This is a genomic window from Brevundimonas subvibrioides, from assembly GCF_027271155.1.
Taxonomy (GTDB): domain Bacteria; phylum Pseudomonadota; class Alphaproteobacteria; order Caulobacterales; family Caulobacteraceae; genus Brevundimonas; species Brevundimonas subvibrioides_D.
Window position 1 is genome coordinate 1,318,044 of the sequence record NZ_CP114542.1, and the last position, 15,107, is coordinate 1,333,150.

The 15,107-nt window shown below is 67.1% G+C and carries 14 protein-coding genes; 4 read left to right on the forward strand and 10 right to left on the reverse strand.

Features of this window, described 5'->3' with window-relative positions:
* Positions 1-33: 33 nt before the first annotated feature.
* From O3139_RS06590 to O3139_RS06605, 4 genes are all read right to left on the reverse strand, one after another.
* Positions 34-1,029 (reverse strand): alpha/beta hydrolase, encoded by a 996-nt coding sequence (locus O3139_RS06590; RefSeq protein ID WP_269516207.1) that lies wholly within the window; start codon positions 1,027-1,029, stop codon positions 34-36.
* A gap of 4 nt (positions 1,030-1,033) precedes the next feature.
* Positions 1,034-2,215 (reverse strand): thiolase family protein, encoded by a 1,182-nt coding sequence (locus O3139_RS06595; RefSeq protein ID WP_269516208.1) that lies wholly within the window; start codon positions 2,213-2,215, stop codon positions 1,034-1,036.
* A gap of 89 nt (positions 2,216-2,304) precedes the next feature.
* Positions 2,305-2,883, reverse strand: a complete 579-nt coding sequence (locus tag O3139_RS06600; protein ID WP_269516210.1) for an SOS response-associated peptidase — start codon at positions 2,881-2,883, stop codon at positions 2,305-2,307.
* A 168-nt stretch (positions 2,884-3,051) separates the two neighbouring features.
* The gene (locus tag O3139_RS06605; protein ID WP_269516211.1) at positions 3,052-3,912 is read right to left on the reverse strand and encodes an acyl-CoA thioesterase; all 861 of its coding nucleotides are present in this window, start codon (positions 3,910-3,912) and stop codon (positions 3,052-3,054) included.
* 168 nt (positions 3,913-4,080) lie between these two features.
* On the opposite strand from O3139_RS06605, the gene O3139_RS06610 reads away from it, so the two are divergent.
* A complete protein-coding gene (locus O3139_RS06610; protein ID WP_269516213.1) occupies positions 4,081-4,584 on the forward strand; it encodes a winged helix-turn-helix transcriptional regulator in 504 nt (167 codons plus the stop codon).
* Here O3139_RS06610 and O3139_RS06615 read toward each other — a convergent pair.
* The 6 genes from O3139_RS06615 to O3139_RS06640 all read right to left on the reverse strand — a co-directional run bounded on the left by O3139_RS06615 (position 4,581) and on the right by O3139_RS06640 (position 10,385).
* Positions 4,581-5,147 (reverse strand): hemerythrin domain-containing protein, encoded by a 567-nt coding sequence (locus tag O3139_RS06615; protein ID WP_269516214.1) that lies wholly within the window; start codon positions 5,145-5,147, stop codon positions 4,581-4,583. The genes O3139_RS06610 and O3139_RS06615 overlap by 4 nt on opposite strands.
* On the reverse strand, positions 5,140-6,345 hold the full coding sequence (mnmA, locus tag O3139_RS06620; protein ID WP_420022342.1) for a tRNA 2-thiouridine(34) synthase MnmA: 1,206 nt from the start codon (positions 6,343-6,345) through the stop codon (positions 5,140-5,142). The genes O3139_RS06615 and mnmA overlap by 8 nt, the downstream gene beginning before the upstream one ends.
* A 108-nt stretch (positions 6,346-6,453) precedes the next feature.
* Positions 6,454-6,738, reverse strand: coding sequence for a DUF1153 domain-containing protein (locus O3139_RS06625; protein ID WP_013268860.1), 285 nt, complete (start codon positions 6,736-6,738; stop codon positions 6,454-6,456).
* A 173-nt stretch (positions 6,739-6,911) separates the two neighbouring features.
* Positions 6,912-8,348, reverse strand: a complete 1,437-nt coding sequence (locus O3139_RS06630) for a flagellar hook-basal body complex protein (RefSeq protein WP_269516215.1) — start codon at positions 8,346-8,348, stop codon at positions 6,912-6,914.
* A 47-nt stretch (positions 8,349-8,395) separates the two neighbouring features.
* Positions 8,396-9,058 (reverse strand): flagellar hook assembly protein FlgD, encoded by a 663-nt coding sequence (locus O3139_RS06635; RefSeq protein ID WP_269516216.1) that lies wholly within the window; start codon positions 9,056-9,058, stop codon positions 8,396-8,398.
* A 4-nt stretch (positions 9,059-9,062) separates the two neighbouring features.
* Positions 9,063-10,385, reverse strand: a complete 1,323-nt coding sequence (locus O3139_RS06640) for a flagellar hook-length control protein FliK (protein WP_269516217.1) — start codon at positions 10,383-10,385, stop codon at positions 9,063-9,065.
* Positions 10,386-10,758: 373 nt separating this feature from the next.
* Here O3139_RS06640 and flgK point away from each other — a divergent pair, with 373 nt between their 5' ends.
* The 3 genes from flgK to O3139_RS06655 are packed head-to-tail and all read left to right on the forward strand — an operon-like array spanning position 10,759 to position 15,106.
* Positions 10,759-12,882, forward strand: a complete 2,124-nt coding sequence (gene flgK, locus O3139_RS06645; protein ID WP_269516218.1) for a flagellar hook-associated protein FlgK — start codon at positions 10,759-10,761, stop codon at positions 12,880-12,882.
* On the forward strand, positions 12,879-13,808 hold the full coding sequence (locus O3139_RS06650) for a flagellin (RefSeq protein ID WP_269516219.1): 930 nt from the start codon (positions 12,879-12,881) through the stop codon (positions 13,806-13,808). The genes flgK and O3139_RS06650 overlap by 4 nt, the downstream gene beginning before the upstream one ends.
* A 56-nt stretch (positions 13,809-13,864) precedes the next feature.
* Complete coding sequence (locus tag O3139_RS06655) at positions 13,865-15,106, forward strand: putative DNA modification/repair radical SAM protein (protein WP_269516220.1); 1,242 nt, start codon at positions 13,865-13,867, stop codon at positions 15,104-15,106.
* The last annotated feature ends 1 nt before the right edge of the window (position 15,107 follow it).

Below are 15,107 nucleotides of genomic sequence, written 5' to 3' on the forward strand. Positions count from 1 at the left end.
GGCGTGACATGAGCGGAACAGAATAGCAACGCGTCAGCTGGCGAGCCAGCCGTTGCGCGATCCGAACGCCTGGACCAGCTCCGGCCAGACGGCGGCGGGCTTTCCGGCGATCAGGCGAATGGCGAAGCCGTGACCGCCCTCCTGGAACAGATGGGCCTCGGTCATGACGGCTGCGGCCCGCAGGGTGGCCAGCAGGTTCAGGCTGTTCTCGACCGGCACGGACGTATCGTCCAGCGCATGGATCAGGACGGTGGGGGCCACGCCGGACCAGTCCATCTGCTCCAGCGACCAGGCGGCGATCTGTTCGGGCGTCGGGGAGGCCCCCAGCAGCAACTCGCGCGATCCGGCATGGGCGAAGGGGTCGGCCATGGTGACGACGGGGTAGAGCAGGACGTTCAGGTCGGGGCGGAAGGAGGCGGCGTCGGCGGCATCGACGGCGTCGTAGGTTGCGTCGCGGCGGGCGGCCAGCAGACCGGCCAGGTGCCCCCCCGCCGAACCGCCGAGGCTGGCGATCCGGGCCGGGTCGATGCCGTAGTCGGCGGCGTGGGCGCGGATCAGACGCATGGCGCGCTGGGCGTCCTGCAGGGGCGCGTTCGGACCGGCCGTCCAGCCGTCGGCGGGCAGGCGATAGCGCAGGACGAAACAGGTGACTCCGGCGGCCGCAAAGACCCGGGCGACGTCCAGACCCTCCTTGTCCACCACGGCCCATCGGTAACCGCCGCCCGGTATCAGCAGCAGGGCGGCCCCGTTCGGGGTTGCCGGCCGCATGACGGTCAGGATCGGGTCGGTGGTGTACTGGGCGAAGCGGTCGTGGAAGGCCGGATCGGTCGAGCGTTCGGGCACGATCGGGGTGACGGTGACGGTCTCGCCACCCGGAGCGCCGTTGGGCCACAGGCGGACGACCTCGGTCGGGTCGGGCGGGGCGACGGCGGGCGTCCGGGTTTGCGCAGATGCGGACACCGGTGTCAGGGCCGGAGCGGCGGAGGCGAAGGCGGCGACGCCCAGGAGGGTACGACGATCCAGGGTCATGGGGTCAGGCGATCTCGACCGCGAGGGCGACGGCTTCTCCGCCGCCGATGCACAGGGACGCCATCCCCTTCGACTTGGCCCGGTTCTGCAAGGCTGAAATCAGGGTGGTCAGAACGCGGGCACCCGAGGCACCGATGGGATGGCCCAGGGCCGTCGCGCCGCCATTCACGTTCAACTTCGCGTGGTCGATGCCCATCTCCTGCATGGCGATCATGGGGACGACGGCGAAGGCCTCGTTGATCTCCCACAGATCGACGTCCTCGACCGACCAGCCGGCCTTCTTCAACGCCTTTTGCATGGCCGGCACAGGGGCGGTCGTGAACAGCCCGGGTTCATGGGCGTGGGCGGCGTGGCTGACGATGCGGGCGACAATGGGCAGGTTCAGAGCTTTGGCGATGCTCTCGCGCGTCATGACGAGGGCAGCGGCACCATCGGAGATCGACGAGGCATTGGCGGCAGTGATGGTGCCGTCCTTGCTGAACGCCGGCTTCAGGGTCGGGATCTTTTCCGGCATGGCCTTGCCCGGCTGTTCGTCCTGGCTGACCGTGACGGTGCCCTTGCGGCCCGCGACCTCGACCGGGGTGATCTCGGCCTCGAACGCTCCGGTTTCGATCGCCTTCAGCGCGCGGTTGAGGCTTTCGAGGGCATAGGCGTCCTGGGCCTCGCGCGTGAGCTGATAGGTCCGGGCCGAATCTTCGGCGAAATTCCCCATCAGCTTGCCGGGCGTATAGGCGTCCTCCAGCCCGTCCATATACATGCTGTCGACGATGACATCGTGGCCGATACGGGCGCCACCACGGTGTTTGGTCATCAGGTAGGGGGCACCGGTCATCGATTCCATGCCACCCGCGACGATGACATCGGCGCTGCCCGCCGCGAGGCTGTCGGAGGCCATCATCACGGCCTGCAGACCCGAACCGCACATCTTGTTGACCGTGGTCGCCTCGACGTGCTGGCCGAGACCGGCACCGATCGCGGCCTGGCGGGCGGGGGCCTGGCCGAGACCGGCGGGCAGGACGCAGCCCATGTAGATCTGCTCGATCTTCGCTGGATCGAGACCGGCACGTTCGACGGCGGCCTTGACGGCGGTGGCCCCCAGCTCGGTCGCCTTGACCCCGCTCAGAGCACCCTGGAACCCGCCCATGGGCGTCCGGGCAAAGGAGACGATGACGACGGGATCGGACATGGTGCGGTTCTCGGTTTCGATGCGATGGATTTAGCGCCGGGCGAGGGGGATTGCGAGGGGGAGGGAGAACGACGTCGCGTTGTTCCGCCTTACCCCACCGCCGACTCGAACACCCGGAACTGCCTCATCGGCGAGGGCCTCAGATGCGGCGCGCGCACCCGCTCGTCCAGCCAGGCCGCCCAGTCCCGGGGTTCGACGACGGCGGGCTGGCGGTCATGGGTGGCCACGATGTCGGGACCCGCATCCACGGTCAGCAGGCTGAAGCGAGGGCCTTCGGGTGTCGGCTTCCACAGGGCGGCGAAGGTGATGAAGTCGCCGTCCAAGGGGGCGATGGTCCATTTCGTCTTCGGGTATTTCGTGCCGGTGTATTCGTAGAACCAGCTGGCGGGGACGAGCGCCCGGCCGGTCGTGAAGCTGCGGCCCTCGCTGCGTATATTGATCAGCAGGGGGCGCTTCGGCGCGGTCGGCGGCAGGCCCCAGCGCACGGTGGTCAGGGTCGCCTTGCCTGTCCCATCGCCACGGATCAGCAGGGCCGGATCGGTCGGGCGAACGGACGCGGTGGGCTCTGCGTTGGGGGCGCCTTCCGGAAACAGCATCGGGATCGCAGCGTCGGCGAAGCTGGCCATCAGCGTCGCCGGCGAAACCTTCATCGCATAGTTGTTGCACATGATCCTGGCTCCTGCGGACCGCGCGACGCCAACGACGCGGTCGCTCGCTACTTGAGCGCATTTTCTTGAAGGGGCGCTACCGCTCGGAACGCGGTTCCTCGCTACTTGAGCGCAAAAGGGTCGGGGCGCTACTGCCCGGACCGCGGTTCCTCGCTGGTTGAGCGCGGCTCAGTCCGGGGCGATTTCGCGCGGGGGCCGCCGGGGTGCCAGTTTGCGGCGCTGACGGGCGAGGGCGAGAGGCTGGCCGGAGGGCGAGAAGGCGATGCCGTCGTCCAGAGCCCAACCGCCACCCAGATCGCGGACGGTGAACTGGAAGACCGCCCAGCCCTCGGGCGAGGTGTCCGGCGTCAGGGGCTCGATGAAATCGTAGCGCAGGTCGACGCTGGCCGAGATGATCGGCGGGGCGGGCAGGACGGTCATATAGGACGGAAAGATGCCATCCAGCAGGAAACACAGGTCCAGTTCGTCGAGCGGCTTGTGATCGGTGGTGCGCATCCACAGACGCAGGGTCGGGTCCGTGACGGGGTTCTGCTGATACAGGCGCGGCCCGCCGTCGAACCTGTGCTCGATATAGCGGGTAAACCAGGGCGCCAGGGCGGGATCGACGGGCGTGGCGTCCAGAGCGTCGAACGGGGTGAGCGGAGCGCTCAGGGGCTTGATCGTCTCTCCGTGCGAGACGGTGCCGAAAGTCGCGAGGGCCGACAGGGCGGAGCGGTCGGGCTGGCCCGCGTCGATACGGGCAAAGGCGACGTTCCGGCCGCCGCGCAGCAGTGTCGGGGTGAAGGCGCAGGTCTCGAAACGGGCGGCGGCCAGATACTGGACCGTCAGGGTCTGCAGCGGCGGCGCAATGGCCAGCCCCTCTCGCGCCGCGCGCGCTGCCAGGGCCGCCATCAATCCACCGAACGGCGCGCCCCGGGTCGGGTCCATGGCCAGGGGGGCATTGGAAAAATCGCTGGTGAGCTGCGCCCACAGGCTGCCGTCCGTGCCCGACGTCAGCGACAGGGCTTCAGCGAGCGTTTGCTGCGACATGGGCTTTGTCCGGAAGAAACGGGCGGAAGCCGTAGCCCCCGCCCGGGAAGTTGGGAATGCAGGAACGCCACGACGGATCGAGAGGTTCGTTGCCAAACAAGACTGACGGACTGGGTTCCTTTTGGCAACCCTCTTGCCAAAAGCCTGACGCGACGTCATTTTCCGGTCATGGGACGTACAGCCGACTATTCACGCCAGAGCTGCTCGATCGCCGCGACGCTGGAAGTCATCGGCGATCCGTGGACGCTGCTGGTCATCCGTGACGCCTTTCAGGGCGTGAAGCGGTTCGAGCAGTGGCAGGAACGGCTGGGCGTGGCCCGCAATGTGCTGGCCGCGCGGCTGAAGACGCTGGTGCAGCACGGGGTGCTGGAGCCGGTGCTGTATTCCGAGCGGCCGCCAAGGAACGAATATGTCCTGACGGCCAAGGGCCGGGATCTGTCGGACGTGCTGGTCAGCCTCTACGGCTGGGGCTCCAGGCACGTCTACGACAAGGAGGTCGCCGGGTTCGACATGATCCACGAGACCTGTGGTCACTCGCTGCAACCGCGCATCGCCTGCGGCTGCTGCGGCGAGATCGTCAACCGCCGCGACATCAAGCTGACCCGCGCCGAGAACTGCCCCACGGTGGGCGAGGTCCTGCCGCGGGAGACGGTCGGCGAAGAGGCGGCCTAACCGCTGAACACCTGCGCGTGGCGCGTGATGAGAGGGACGACGATATCCTCCTCGTCCTCCAGATGGCGACCCAGCACCGGACCCGCCGCGTCGAGTGCGTCGCCAAGGCGAGCGGCCGCGTCGCCGGCTGTCGATGCCTTGGCACTGATACCCTGATGGAAGGCCAGGCCGGTCTGGAACAGGCTTTCCAGGTGGCCGTGGATGACGTCATGGTCGCGGTCCAGCAGATCGATGCCTGAACCGATGCGGGGCTCCACCCGACGCATGGTCGGAAAATAGTGGTGGGTCTCGATGTTGTGGTGGCCTTCCAGGTGCTGGAGGAAGCCCTGCAATGTCGGGATCAGCTGTCGGTGCAGGTCGGGCAGGGCGAGGGTTCCGCTGCGCCACTGGTCGATCAGGGCGTCCATCCGGGCGACCTCGCAACGGAAGCCGGCATGCATCTGCAGCCAGAAGCGCGCCATGGCGGCGATCTCATGCCCATGCCAGCGTTCGCGGGGCAGGTCGGCCAGAAGGTAGCGGTAGGGTTCGGGCAGGCCCGGCCGCGTGGCGAGGTCGTCAGACAACGCAGGCCGTCGTGCTGGCGATGAAGCCGCCGCCCAGCAGGCGATCGGGGTCGGCCGGGTCGTAGAGGGCGCAGGCCTGGCCGGGGGCGACCCCTTCCTCGCCCGTCTCGAAGACGATCGAGATCGTGCCGTCCTGACGCGTCAGGCGGGCGGGAGAGGGCGGGCGGGTCGAGCGGACGCGGGCGAGAACGGGGGTCCCGGCCTCGGCGGCGGCTTCGATGGAGGCTTCGTCGCCGAGCCAGTTGGTTTCGTCCAGGGTCAGGGAGGCGGTCAGCAGGGCCTCGCGCGGGCCGACGATGACGCGACGGGTGTCGGGGTCCAGTTTGGTGACGAACAGCGGCTCGCCCACGGCGACGTTCAGGCCCCGGCGCTGGCCGATGGTGTAGTCGGTGATGCCGGCGTGAGTGCCGAGTACGCGGCCGTCCATGTGCACGATCTCGCCGGCTTCGCGGCCCTGCGGGCGCAGACGATCGATCAGGGTCCGGTAGTCGCCCGAAGGGACGAAACAGATGTCCTGGCTGTCGGGCTTGGCGGCGATGCGCAGGCCCAGCCCGGCCGCGACGCCGCGCACGGCGGGCTTCTCCAGACCGGCCAGCGGGAAGCGCAGATAGTCGAGCTGGTCGCGCGTGGTTGCGAACAGGAAATAGGACTGGTCGCGCGAGGGGTCGATCGCCTTGCGCATCTGCGCGCGGCCGTCGGCGGCGACGGCGCGGCCGACATAGTGACCCGTAGCCATGGCGGCGGCCCCCAGGTCGCGGGCGACGTCGAGCAGGTCGCGGAACTTGACCGTCTGATTGCAGCGGATGCAGGGGACAGGCGTCTGGCCCTTCAGATAGCTGTCGGCGAACTGGTCGATGACGGCGTCGCGGAAGCGGCTTTCGTAATCGAGCACATAGTGCGGAATGCCCAGCATTTCGGCGGCGAGGCGGGCGTCGTGGATGTCCTGACCCGCGCAGCAGGCCCCCTTCTTCTTCAGGGCTGCGCCATGGTCGTAGAGTTGGAGCGTGACGCCGACGACATCGTAGCCCGCCTTGTGCAGCAAGGCGGCGACCACAGTGGAGTCCACCCCGCCCGACATGGCCGCGACGATGCGCGACCCGAGCGGCAGGCCGACCGCCGCGCGTGCCGAGGCGATCGCCGCGTCCATGTCAGGCGCGGCGATATCGGGGATCGCGCAGAGGGGCTCGGCCAGCGTCATCGGGCGCATATAGAGCGGATGGGCCCGGATTTCGAGGCCGGGCCGAAAACGACAACGGCCGCCCCCGTTGCCAGGCGCGGCCGTCGTCGTGGTTTCGGGAGAGGACCTTCAGGAGCGGTAGTTCTGGATCCGCGTGGTGCGCAGGCCCTGCATGCCCCATTTGTCGATCGCCTTCTGCCAGGCGAGGAACTCCTCGGCTGTGAGGCGGTATTTGGTCAGGGCGTCGTCGAGGCTGAGCAGGCCACCGCGAACGGCAGCGACGACTTCGGCCTTGCGACGGATCACCCAGCGATCCGTGTTGGCGGGCGGCAGATCGCGAATCGTCAGGGGCGTGCCCGTCGGACCGACGACATACTGCTCGCCCTCTTTGTTGACTCTGCGTTCTTGCAACATGGGCTTTTGCCTCATTCACCACTACCGATTGAGGGTGAATGTAGCCCGGCGCCGCTAAGGGCCGGTTTAGCGTCGTGGTGAAGGAATGGATAAAATCCATTTCCCCCCAGCCGACGGTTCTTACCCAATCTAGACATGCGATTCATTCACGCTAACGGACCGTTACTTGAAGATCAGCGTTTGATGTTGATCAGTTCGGCCAACATCTCGTCGGCCGTGGTGATGATCTTGGACGATGCGGAGTAGGCGCGCTGGGTGGTAATCAGGCCTGTGAACTCGGCCGACAGGTCGACGGTCGAGGCCTCCAGCTGTGACGCACCGATCAGGCCCGCCCCGCCCGCGCCGGGCGTCTTCAGGCTGTAGGTGCCGGACCCCTGGCTGACGCGATAGGCGTTGCCGGTGGCCGAGGCCAGACTGTCGGTGCTGACGAAGGTGGCCAGTGCGACCTGGGCGATCCGGCGGGTCACGCCGTTGTCGAAGATGGCGGTGACATAGCCTTCCTCGTCGATGTCGATGTTCGACAGGTTGCCGAAGGCGGTGCCGTTGGTGACGACGGACTGGACGATGGAATCCGAGTCATATTGGGTCAGGCCGCCGGAAGCCGCCGTGAGGTCGAACGTAACGGTCTGATCGTCGATCCCCAGCGAGGTTTTCCACTTCGGTGCGGCCGCGGTGCCCGCTGCCGCATCGGACGCGGCGAGGGTGATGGAGGCGGCCGAAGGATCGGCAAACAGCATGGAGCCCGGGGTGGCGATTTCCCGCGCCTTCATGGCGGCGACGTCGAGGCGACCGTCCTGGGTGAACAGGACGAGCCCGGACTTCAGAATGCCGTTCGCCGGCGTCGAGCCGTTGTCGACGTCGCTGGCCGGAACGGCATGGACCTCGACCTGCCATTCGTTGGGATTGGCGGTCTTGAGGAATGAATAGGCCACGGTGCGCTGACCGCCCTTGGAGTCCGAGACGGGCATGGTGATCTGGTAATCGGGCTTGAAGCCCGTGCCGGCCGTCGCGCTGTAGGTCGACATCGACTTGGTCGCGGTGGAGTAGGTGGCAATGCTGGCCGAGACGGCCTGGCTGGATTTCAGGTTGGCGTTCAGCTGGGCCCGGGTCGTGGCCTGTGCCGTGCCGCCGACGGATCCGACGTTGATCGAGGTCAGCTTGCCCAGGTCCGATGCGTCCGTCGGGATGTTGCCATCGGCGTTCACCGGCCAGCCCTGCAGATACAGGCCTGCGGTGTTCTTCAGATAGCCGAAGTTATCGACCCGGAAGGCCCCCGCACGGGTGAACAGGCGAGGGTCGGCGGGATCGAGGCCTTCGGCTTTTTCGGTGGTGACGAAGAAGCCCTGACCCGAGATGCCGAGGTCGGTGTTCGACGTGGTGCGTTGCAGCTGACCGCCCTGGGAGATGAAGTTGCGCGTATTGGCCAGGACGCCACCGGCGGAGTAGCCCACGCCTTGGCTCTGGGCGTTGAACACGGTCGAGAACTCGGCGGCGGTGCGCTTGTAGCCTACCGTGTTCACGTTCGCGATGTTCTGGGAGATCGCAGCCATGGCGGCGGCGTTGGCGGACAGGCCGGACACACCGGCAATGAGGGCAGAGTTGATGCTCACGGAGTGGGCTCCTTACAAAACGCGAATAAGATTTGAGTGAACGGCAATCATGTTGCAGGCCGTGCCTTGAGCCCGATGACGGAGGACAGGGGCACCAGGGATGCGCCGATGGTCAGGTAGGGTTTGCCGTCCGCCATCTCGACGCCGGTGACCGTGCCTCTGGTCAGGACCTGGGCCTGCACGTCGTTGGTGCCGCTCTTGGCTGTGACCTTCAGCGAATAGACACCCCCGTCGGGCAACTGGCCGCCCGCCGTGGTCTTGCCGTTCCAGGCGAAGTCGTGGGTGCCGGATGAACGGTCGGGGGCGGGTCCGGTCCAGACCGTCTTGCCGGAGCCGTCGATCACGCTGAGCGTCGCCTCGGAGGCCGAGGTCCCCAGCTCATAGCTCCAGTTCGCCTTGCCGCCTTCCAGCCTGGTCGCGGACCAGACGGCCGTGGCGTCCTTGCCGATGTAGTCGGATGCGCCGCCGAGCCCCCCCTGCTGTGTCGCCAGAAGGCTGGTCAGCAGGTCGTTGGTCAGCAGTTGCTGCTCGACCCCCGACATCTGGGTCAGCTGCTGGGTGAACTGGTTGGAGTCCAGGGGCGACAGCGGGTCCTGATTCTTCAGCTGTGACGTCAACAGAGACAGGAAGGTCTCGAAGTTCGAGGTCAGGCTGGTGCGGGCCGCAGTCGTGCGGCCGGCGGCATCTGAGGCTGTGATGGCGGCGACCATGGGGTCAGACCTTCATATCGACGCGCTCTGGCGTCAGGGTGAGAGACATCCAGCGGGGGGGCACGAGGCTTGCCTCCGCATCGAGAGTGAGGCGCGAGGCGGCACCGAAGGCGCGGGCCGGATTGCGGTCATGACCCCGATCGAAGCCGCCGGCACCGGACGAGGGCTCGCGCTGGTCGAACGAGAGGGCATCGTCGGCGACGGTGAAGCCCGCGTCGGTCAGCTGACGGCGCAACTCATCGACCCGCCCGCGCAGGTCGGCGGCCGCCAGGGGATTGTCGAAGGCCAGGCGGGCCGACAGCTGACCGTCTGCATCGATGTCCAGGCTGACGTCGACACGGCCGAGGTCGTCGGGGGTCAGAGCCATCTCGAACCGCGTGGAACGCCCTTCCAGCTTCTTGACGATCTGGGCGGCGATCTGGGCCGTGGCGTAGATCGCACCCTGGGACAGGGTGGACAGCATCGGGGTCGCGGCGGCGGCGGCCTGGGCCGCGCGGGTCTCTGCCGGGGTAGCGCTCTGGAGCGTCTGTGCGGGCTCGGCGGAGTCGATCCGGGTCACGGCGGCCGAAGCGGGTTCGGTGGCGGTCTTCGATGCGGTGGCCGCGGCGTCTGTTGCCTTGCCCTCGGGTGACGATGCGTTCGCAGCTCTCGCACCCGTATCGGTCTCGCCGGCCGGGGTCCGGCCGTTATCCGACGGTCCATGAGCGGCAGCGGCGTTGCCTGTCTTCGCCTGTTCGATCGTGTCACGCAGGCGCGGCGCAGCCGGTGCCTCATCAAGGACGGGAAGCAGGGAGGTGTCAGAGGCCTCCGCCTCGGCCGACGTGGCCGTGTCTTCCGAAGGGGCCTCGGTCGTCCGGGCCTCCGGGAGGGGCAGAGGCGCTGCCACCGGCGCGGCCGACGGGGCGGGGAGGGTCATGGCCGGAGGGGGAGCGACGGCCTCCACAGGCGGCGCGGGCAAAGGCAGCAAGACAGTCTGTGAAGCGGAGGCCTGGCTATCCTCCGACGATGGCGACGCCGCGCCGTCCGTATCGATCTTCGGCAGGGGTGGAGCGACGATGAGTGGAACTGGGGTGGTCGCGGCCGGGTCGGGCTTCGCTTCTGTTCCAGCCTCGTCCGTCTTCTCGATCGCACCGTCGGCAGAGGCGGTCTCGGGGCTCTTGCCGGGCCGGGCAGGTGGACGCGGTGCCTCGGGCGCGGTCGCTCCGTCCAGAACGGTCGCGAAGGTGTCGGGCCGGGACTCGGCGCGCACGGGAGCGGATCGCCGCGACGGGGCGGCGGTCGGGGCCGTCACAAGGACGGGCGCGGGGGCGAGACCGGAAGCGGACATGCGAACGACAGGCGATTCAAGCTGGAGGTCGAGGGCGCCTGCTGCACCGGAACATTCAAATCGTCCGTCGCAAGGGTTGGGCCAGCGATATGAATCGAGTCCAACTACCTGTTTTGAATGATAATATCCCCGTTCCCGTATCTGGGCGACAGCGTTTGGGCCCGTCGCTTCTTGCCGTGTCGAAGTCGATTCTTGCCCGGTGCCGCCGGGGCTTTTTCCGACTGGCCCGACCCTTGCGCCCCTGATCCACCATGATGGATGCGTCACGTATCAGACTGAGGGATTTCAACGACTTGGCGGGATCGCCCTCCAGGACGGCTGGGCAAGACGCGCCGCTGGCCGGGCAGGGCTTGCCGGGCGGAGGGTTAATCGGATGAGCCTGAACTCGATCCTGAACATCGCCAATTCGGGGCTTCAGACCGCCCAGCAGCAGCTGCGCGTCGTCTCGGACAATGTCTCGAACGTCAACACGCCCGGCTATATCCGCAAGATCGCCGAACAGAATTCCCTGACGACGCAAGGGGTCGGGTCGGGCGTCGAGGTCGCGAGCATCCGGCTGGCCACCGATCGCTTCCTGCAGGCCGCGTCACTGAATGCAGGGGCCGAGGCCGCGCGCCAGGGTGTGCGCTATGAACTGTATGACCGCATCCAGTCGCTGTTCGGCGATCCCGGTGGCGACAGCGGCTTCTTCTCGCAGATCGACGGAATATTCTCGTCCTTCGCTGCCAGTGCGGAGGGCCCGACATCCGGCGCGCGCCGCCAGGACACGATATTCAAGACCCAGGCCGTATTCGATGAGGCGACGCGCATTTCCCGCCAGATCCAGGCCGTGCGCGAGGACGCCGATGGCCGGGTGCAGACCGCGGTCGAAAAGGTCAACGGCCTGCTGCAGCAGATCGAAACGCTGAACACCGAAATCGCGCGGGCGACGGTGGTGAACGGCGACGCGACGGGCTCGCAGACGCAACAGGCGCGGCTGGTGGACGAACTGTCGAGCCTGCTGGACGTGCAGGTCAGCCAGCGCTCGGTCGGCGGGGTGTCGATCCGGACCGGCGCCGGCATCCAGCTGGCCGGAAACGGCGCGGCGACGCTGGAGTATCAGCGGGCGAGCACGGTCAATGCCGAGAGCAGCTTCGGCGACATCTATGTGATCGAAAAGGGCGGCACGCAGCGCGCCCTGGCGGACGGACTGCAGTCGGGTGAAATCAAGGGTCTGCTGGAACTGCGGGACAAGGAGGCCCCGGCGACGGCCGAACGACTGGGCGAACTGGTCACCCGTGTCGCCGATGAGTTGAACCGCGCGCACAATGCGAACGCTGCGGTGCCCGCGCCGACGACCCTGACCGGGCGCAACGTCGGACAGGCGCTGGATACCGCTCTGACGGGCTTCACCGGCAAGACGACGATCGCGGTGGTCAATCCGACGACGGGCGCGCTCACGACACGGGCGGACATCGTGTTTTCCGGAGCCACCCTGACGATCAATGGCACGGCCTCGACACCCGCGAACTTTCTGACCGATCTGAATACGGCCCTGGGCGGGGCGGCGACGGCGACCTTCACCAACGGGTCGCTGAAGATCACGGCGGCGGGCGCGAACGGGGTGGCCATCGCCGACGATCCGACCACGCCCAGCAACAAGGCCGGGCGGGGCTTCTCGCACTATTTCGGTCTGAACGACCTGGTCTCGACCGACCGTCCCGCGCTGTTCGATGCCGGTTTGACCACGACCTCCCAGCACGGCTTCACGCCCGGCGAGACGGTGACCTTGCGGATCGCCGGCGAGACCGGGTCGCGCATCCGCGATGTCGAGGTCGCCGTGCCGGCCGGAACCGGCACCGTCAGAGAGCTGATTACCGCCCTGAACGACATGACGACAGGGGTGGGGCGATACGGCAGCTTCGCGCTGGACGCCTCGGGCGAAATGAAGTTCACGCCGATCGGCGATCCCGCTCCCAAGTTAAGCGTGGTCGGGGACACCACCACCCAGGTGCCGTCGGGCGTCTCGGTCACGGAGCTGTTCGGCATCGGCGGGGGCGTCCGGGCCTCGCGCGCCGACGGGTTCAAGGTCAGGACGGATATCCAGCAGAGCCCGTCGAAACTGGCGCTGGCGCAGCTGAACCTGTCGGCGGCGGCGGGCACCGCAGCCCTGAGTGCGGGGGACGGGCGGGGCGCGCTGCTGCTGGCCAACGCAGGTCAGGTGGCCTCGAAATTCTCGTCCGCCGGCAACAGTCCGGGCGGCAGTCTGTCGGTCTCGCGCTATGCGTCCGAGCTGTCGGGCGAGATCGGCGGGACGGCGGCGGCGCTCAAGACGCGGCAGGCCAGTGCCCAGGCTCTGGCCACCGAGGCGGACGCCCGGCAGTCGAGCCATGAGGGCGTCAACCTGGATGAAGAGCTGGTCCTGATGACGACCTATCAGCAGGCTTTCAATGCGTCGGCCCGCCTGATCCAGGCGGCGCAGGACATGTATGACACGCTTGTAGGGATGGTGAGATGAACCGCGTTTCGACCTCGGGTAACTACCAGTCGGCCCTGCTGAATCTGATGGCGTCCCAGCAGCAGCAGGCCGATGCCAACAACCGCGTCTCGACGCAGAAGAACGCCACCGACCTGAGCGGCTTCGGTCGCAGCTCCGAGGCCGTGACGGCGCTGAAAGCCGCGTCCAACCGGGTACAGGGCTTTCTCGACACGGGCGAGACCGTCGGGGCGCGGCTGGAGGCCCAGGACCTGGCACTGAACCGGGTCATCGACGGCGTCGGTGGTGCTCGCGAAGCGATCGCCGGTGTCCTCTCCACGGATTCGGCGAGCACGTTGATGCTGGACCTGGAAAGTCATTTCGCCTCGGTGACCGGGGGGCTGAACACGCGGCATCAGGGCGGATATCTGTTCGGCGGCGCCAATACGACACAGCAACCGGTGTCCGTGGCCAACCTGTCGGACCTGGCCGCCGCCCCGACCGTCGCCAGCACGTTCAACAACGACACGATCAAGCCGGTATCGCGGGTGGCCGAAAACACCTCGCTGGAGACCGGCTACCTGGCCAGCGATCTGGGCTCCACGATTTTCCAGATTTTCAAGGACATCAAGGCTTACAACGACAATCCCCTGACAGGACCGCTCACGGGCCGGCCGACGGATGCGCAGGAAGCCTTTCTGACGACCCAGCTGGCCCGGCTGGATGCGGCCAGAACCTCGGCGATCGACACGACGGCCCGCAACGGCGCGTTGCAGAAGCAGGTCGAACAGATCGGACAGAGCCACACGGCGCAACTGAAATCACTGGACGAGATGGTGTCCAAGCACACCGACGCCGACATGGCCAAGGCCGTGACGGACCTTCAGCAGGCGCAGATCGCGGTGCAGGCGAGCGCCCAGGTCATCAGCCAGCTGCGCGACGTGAGCTTGCTGAACTATCTGAGGTAGGCCTGCGACCGAACGCCTCTCGATCGCGTTGTCGAATGAGAACATAATGGCAACATATGGCTCAGCTCGATCTCAGGAAGAAACTGTCGGTTCTGGCTGACGCGGCGAAATACGATGCGTCCTGCGCCTCATCGGGAACGTCGAAACGCGACTCGAAGGGCGGCAAGGGGCTCGGGTCGACCGAGGGGATGGGAATCTGTCACGCCTATACGCCGGACGGGCGCTGCGTTTCCCTGCTCAAGATCCTGCTGACCAACTTCTGCATCTACGACTGCGTCTACTGCATCAACCGGGCGTCCTCGAACGTCCAGCGGGCGCGGTTCAACGTGGACGAGGTGGTCGAGCTGACGCTGAACTTCTATCGCCGGAACTATATCGAGGGCCTGTTCCTGTCGTCGGGCATCATCCGCTCGGGCGACTACACGATGGAGCAGATGGTTCTGGTGGCGAAAAAGCTGCGCGAGGAGCACGATTTTCGCGGCTACATCCACCTGAAGCTGATCCCTGAAGCGGACCCGAAGCTGGTCGAGCAGGCGGGGCTGTATGCCGACCGGCTTTCGGCCAATGTCGAACTTCCCCGAGACGAGGCCATGGGCCGGTTCGCACCGCAGAAGGACGTCGGCGTCATCAAGAAGGCGATGGCCGATGTGCGTCGCTCGGTCGAGGCTGCGCGGCCCCAGAAGAAGGACCGGGCCAGGCCGCCGAAGTTCGCGCCGGCGGGCCAGTCGACCCAGTTGATCATCGGCGCGGACGGAGCCCCGGATACCGAGATCATCGACCGGTCGGCGGCGCTGTACGGCGGCTATGGCCTGCGCCGGGTCTATTACTCCGCCTTCTCGCCCATTCCGGATTCAAGTGCGGCCCTGCCGTTGTCGAAGCCGCCCCTGATGCGCGAGCACCGGCTTTACCAGGCCGACTGGTTGATGCGGTTCTATGGCTTCAGTCCGCCGGAGATCGGGGAGGCGACGACCGGCGGGATGCTGGACCTGGCGATCGATCCGAAACTGGCCTGGGCCCTGAACCGGCGCGAGCGGTTTCCGGTGAACGTCAACACGGCGGCGCGCGAGGATCTGTTGCGGGTGCCGGGGCTGGGTGTGAAATCCGTCAACCGGATGATTTCGATCCGCAGATATCGGACATTGAGGCTGGAAGACGTGGCGCGCCTGTGCCGGGGCATCGACAAGGTCCGGCCCTTCATCACGGCGCTGGACTGGACACCCGGCGGCCTGACGGACGCTGTCGATCTGCGGGCGCGGCTCGTCCCGGAACCGAAGGCGGTGCAACTGAGCTTGTTCTGAG

Bases quoted from the DNA above. Each gene is read 5' to 3' on its own strand.
- O3139_RS06590 (WP_269516207.1), bottom strand. From the start codon at position 1,029: ATGACCCTGGATCGTCGTACCCTCCTGGGCGTCGCCGCCTTCGCCTCC.
- O3139_RS06595 (WP_269516208.1), bottom strand. From the start codon at position 2,215: ATGTCCGATCCCGTCGTCATCGTCTCCTTTGCCCGGACGCCCATGGGC.
- O3139_RS06600 (WP_269516210.1), bottom strand. From the start codon at position 2,883: ATGTGCAACAACTATGCGATGAAGGTTTCGCCGGCGACGCTGATGGCC.
- O3139_RS06605 (WP_269516211.1), bottom strand. From the start codon at position 3,912: ATGTCGCAGCAAACGCTCGCTGAAGCCCTGTCGCTGACGTCGGGCACG.
- O3139_RS06610 (WP_269516213.1), top strand. From the start codon at position 4,081: ATGGGACGTACAGCCGACTATTCACGCCAGAGCTGCTCGATCGCCGCG.
- mnmA (WP_420022342.1), bottom strand. From the start codon at position 6,345: ATGACGCTGGCCGAGCCCCTCTGCGCGATCCCCGATATCGCCGCGCCT.
- O3139_RS06625 (WP_013268860.1), bottom strand. From the start codon at position 6,738: ATGTTGCAAGAACGCAGAGTCAACAAAGAGGGCGAGCAGTATGTCGTC.
- O3139_RS06635 (WP_269516216.1), bottom strand. From the start codon at position 9,058: ATGGTCGCCGCCATCACAGCCTCAGATGCCGCCGGCCGCACGACTGCG.
- O3139_RS06640 (WP_269516217.1), bottom strand. From the start codon at position 10,385: ATGTCCGCTTCCGGTCTCGCCCCCGCGCCCGTCCTTGTGACGGCCCCG.
- flgK (WP_269516218.1), top strand. From the start codon at position 10,759: ATGAGCCTGAACTCGATCCTGAACATCGCCAATTCGGGGCTTCAGACC.
- O3139_RS06650 (WP_269516219.1), top strand. From the start codon at position 12,879: ATGAACCGCGTTTCGACCTCGGGTAACTACCAGTCGGCCCTGCTGAAT.
- O3139_RS06655 (WP_269516220.1), top strand. From the start codon at position 13,865: ATGGCTCAGCTCGATCTCAGGAAGAAACTGTCGGTTCTGGCTGACGCG.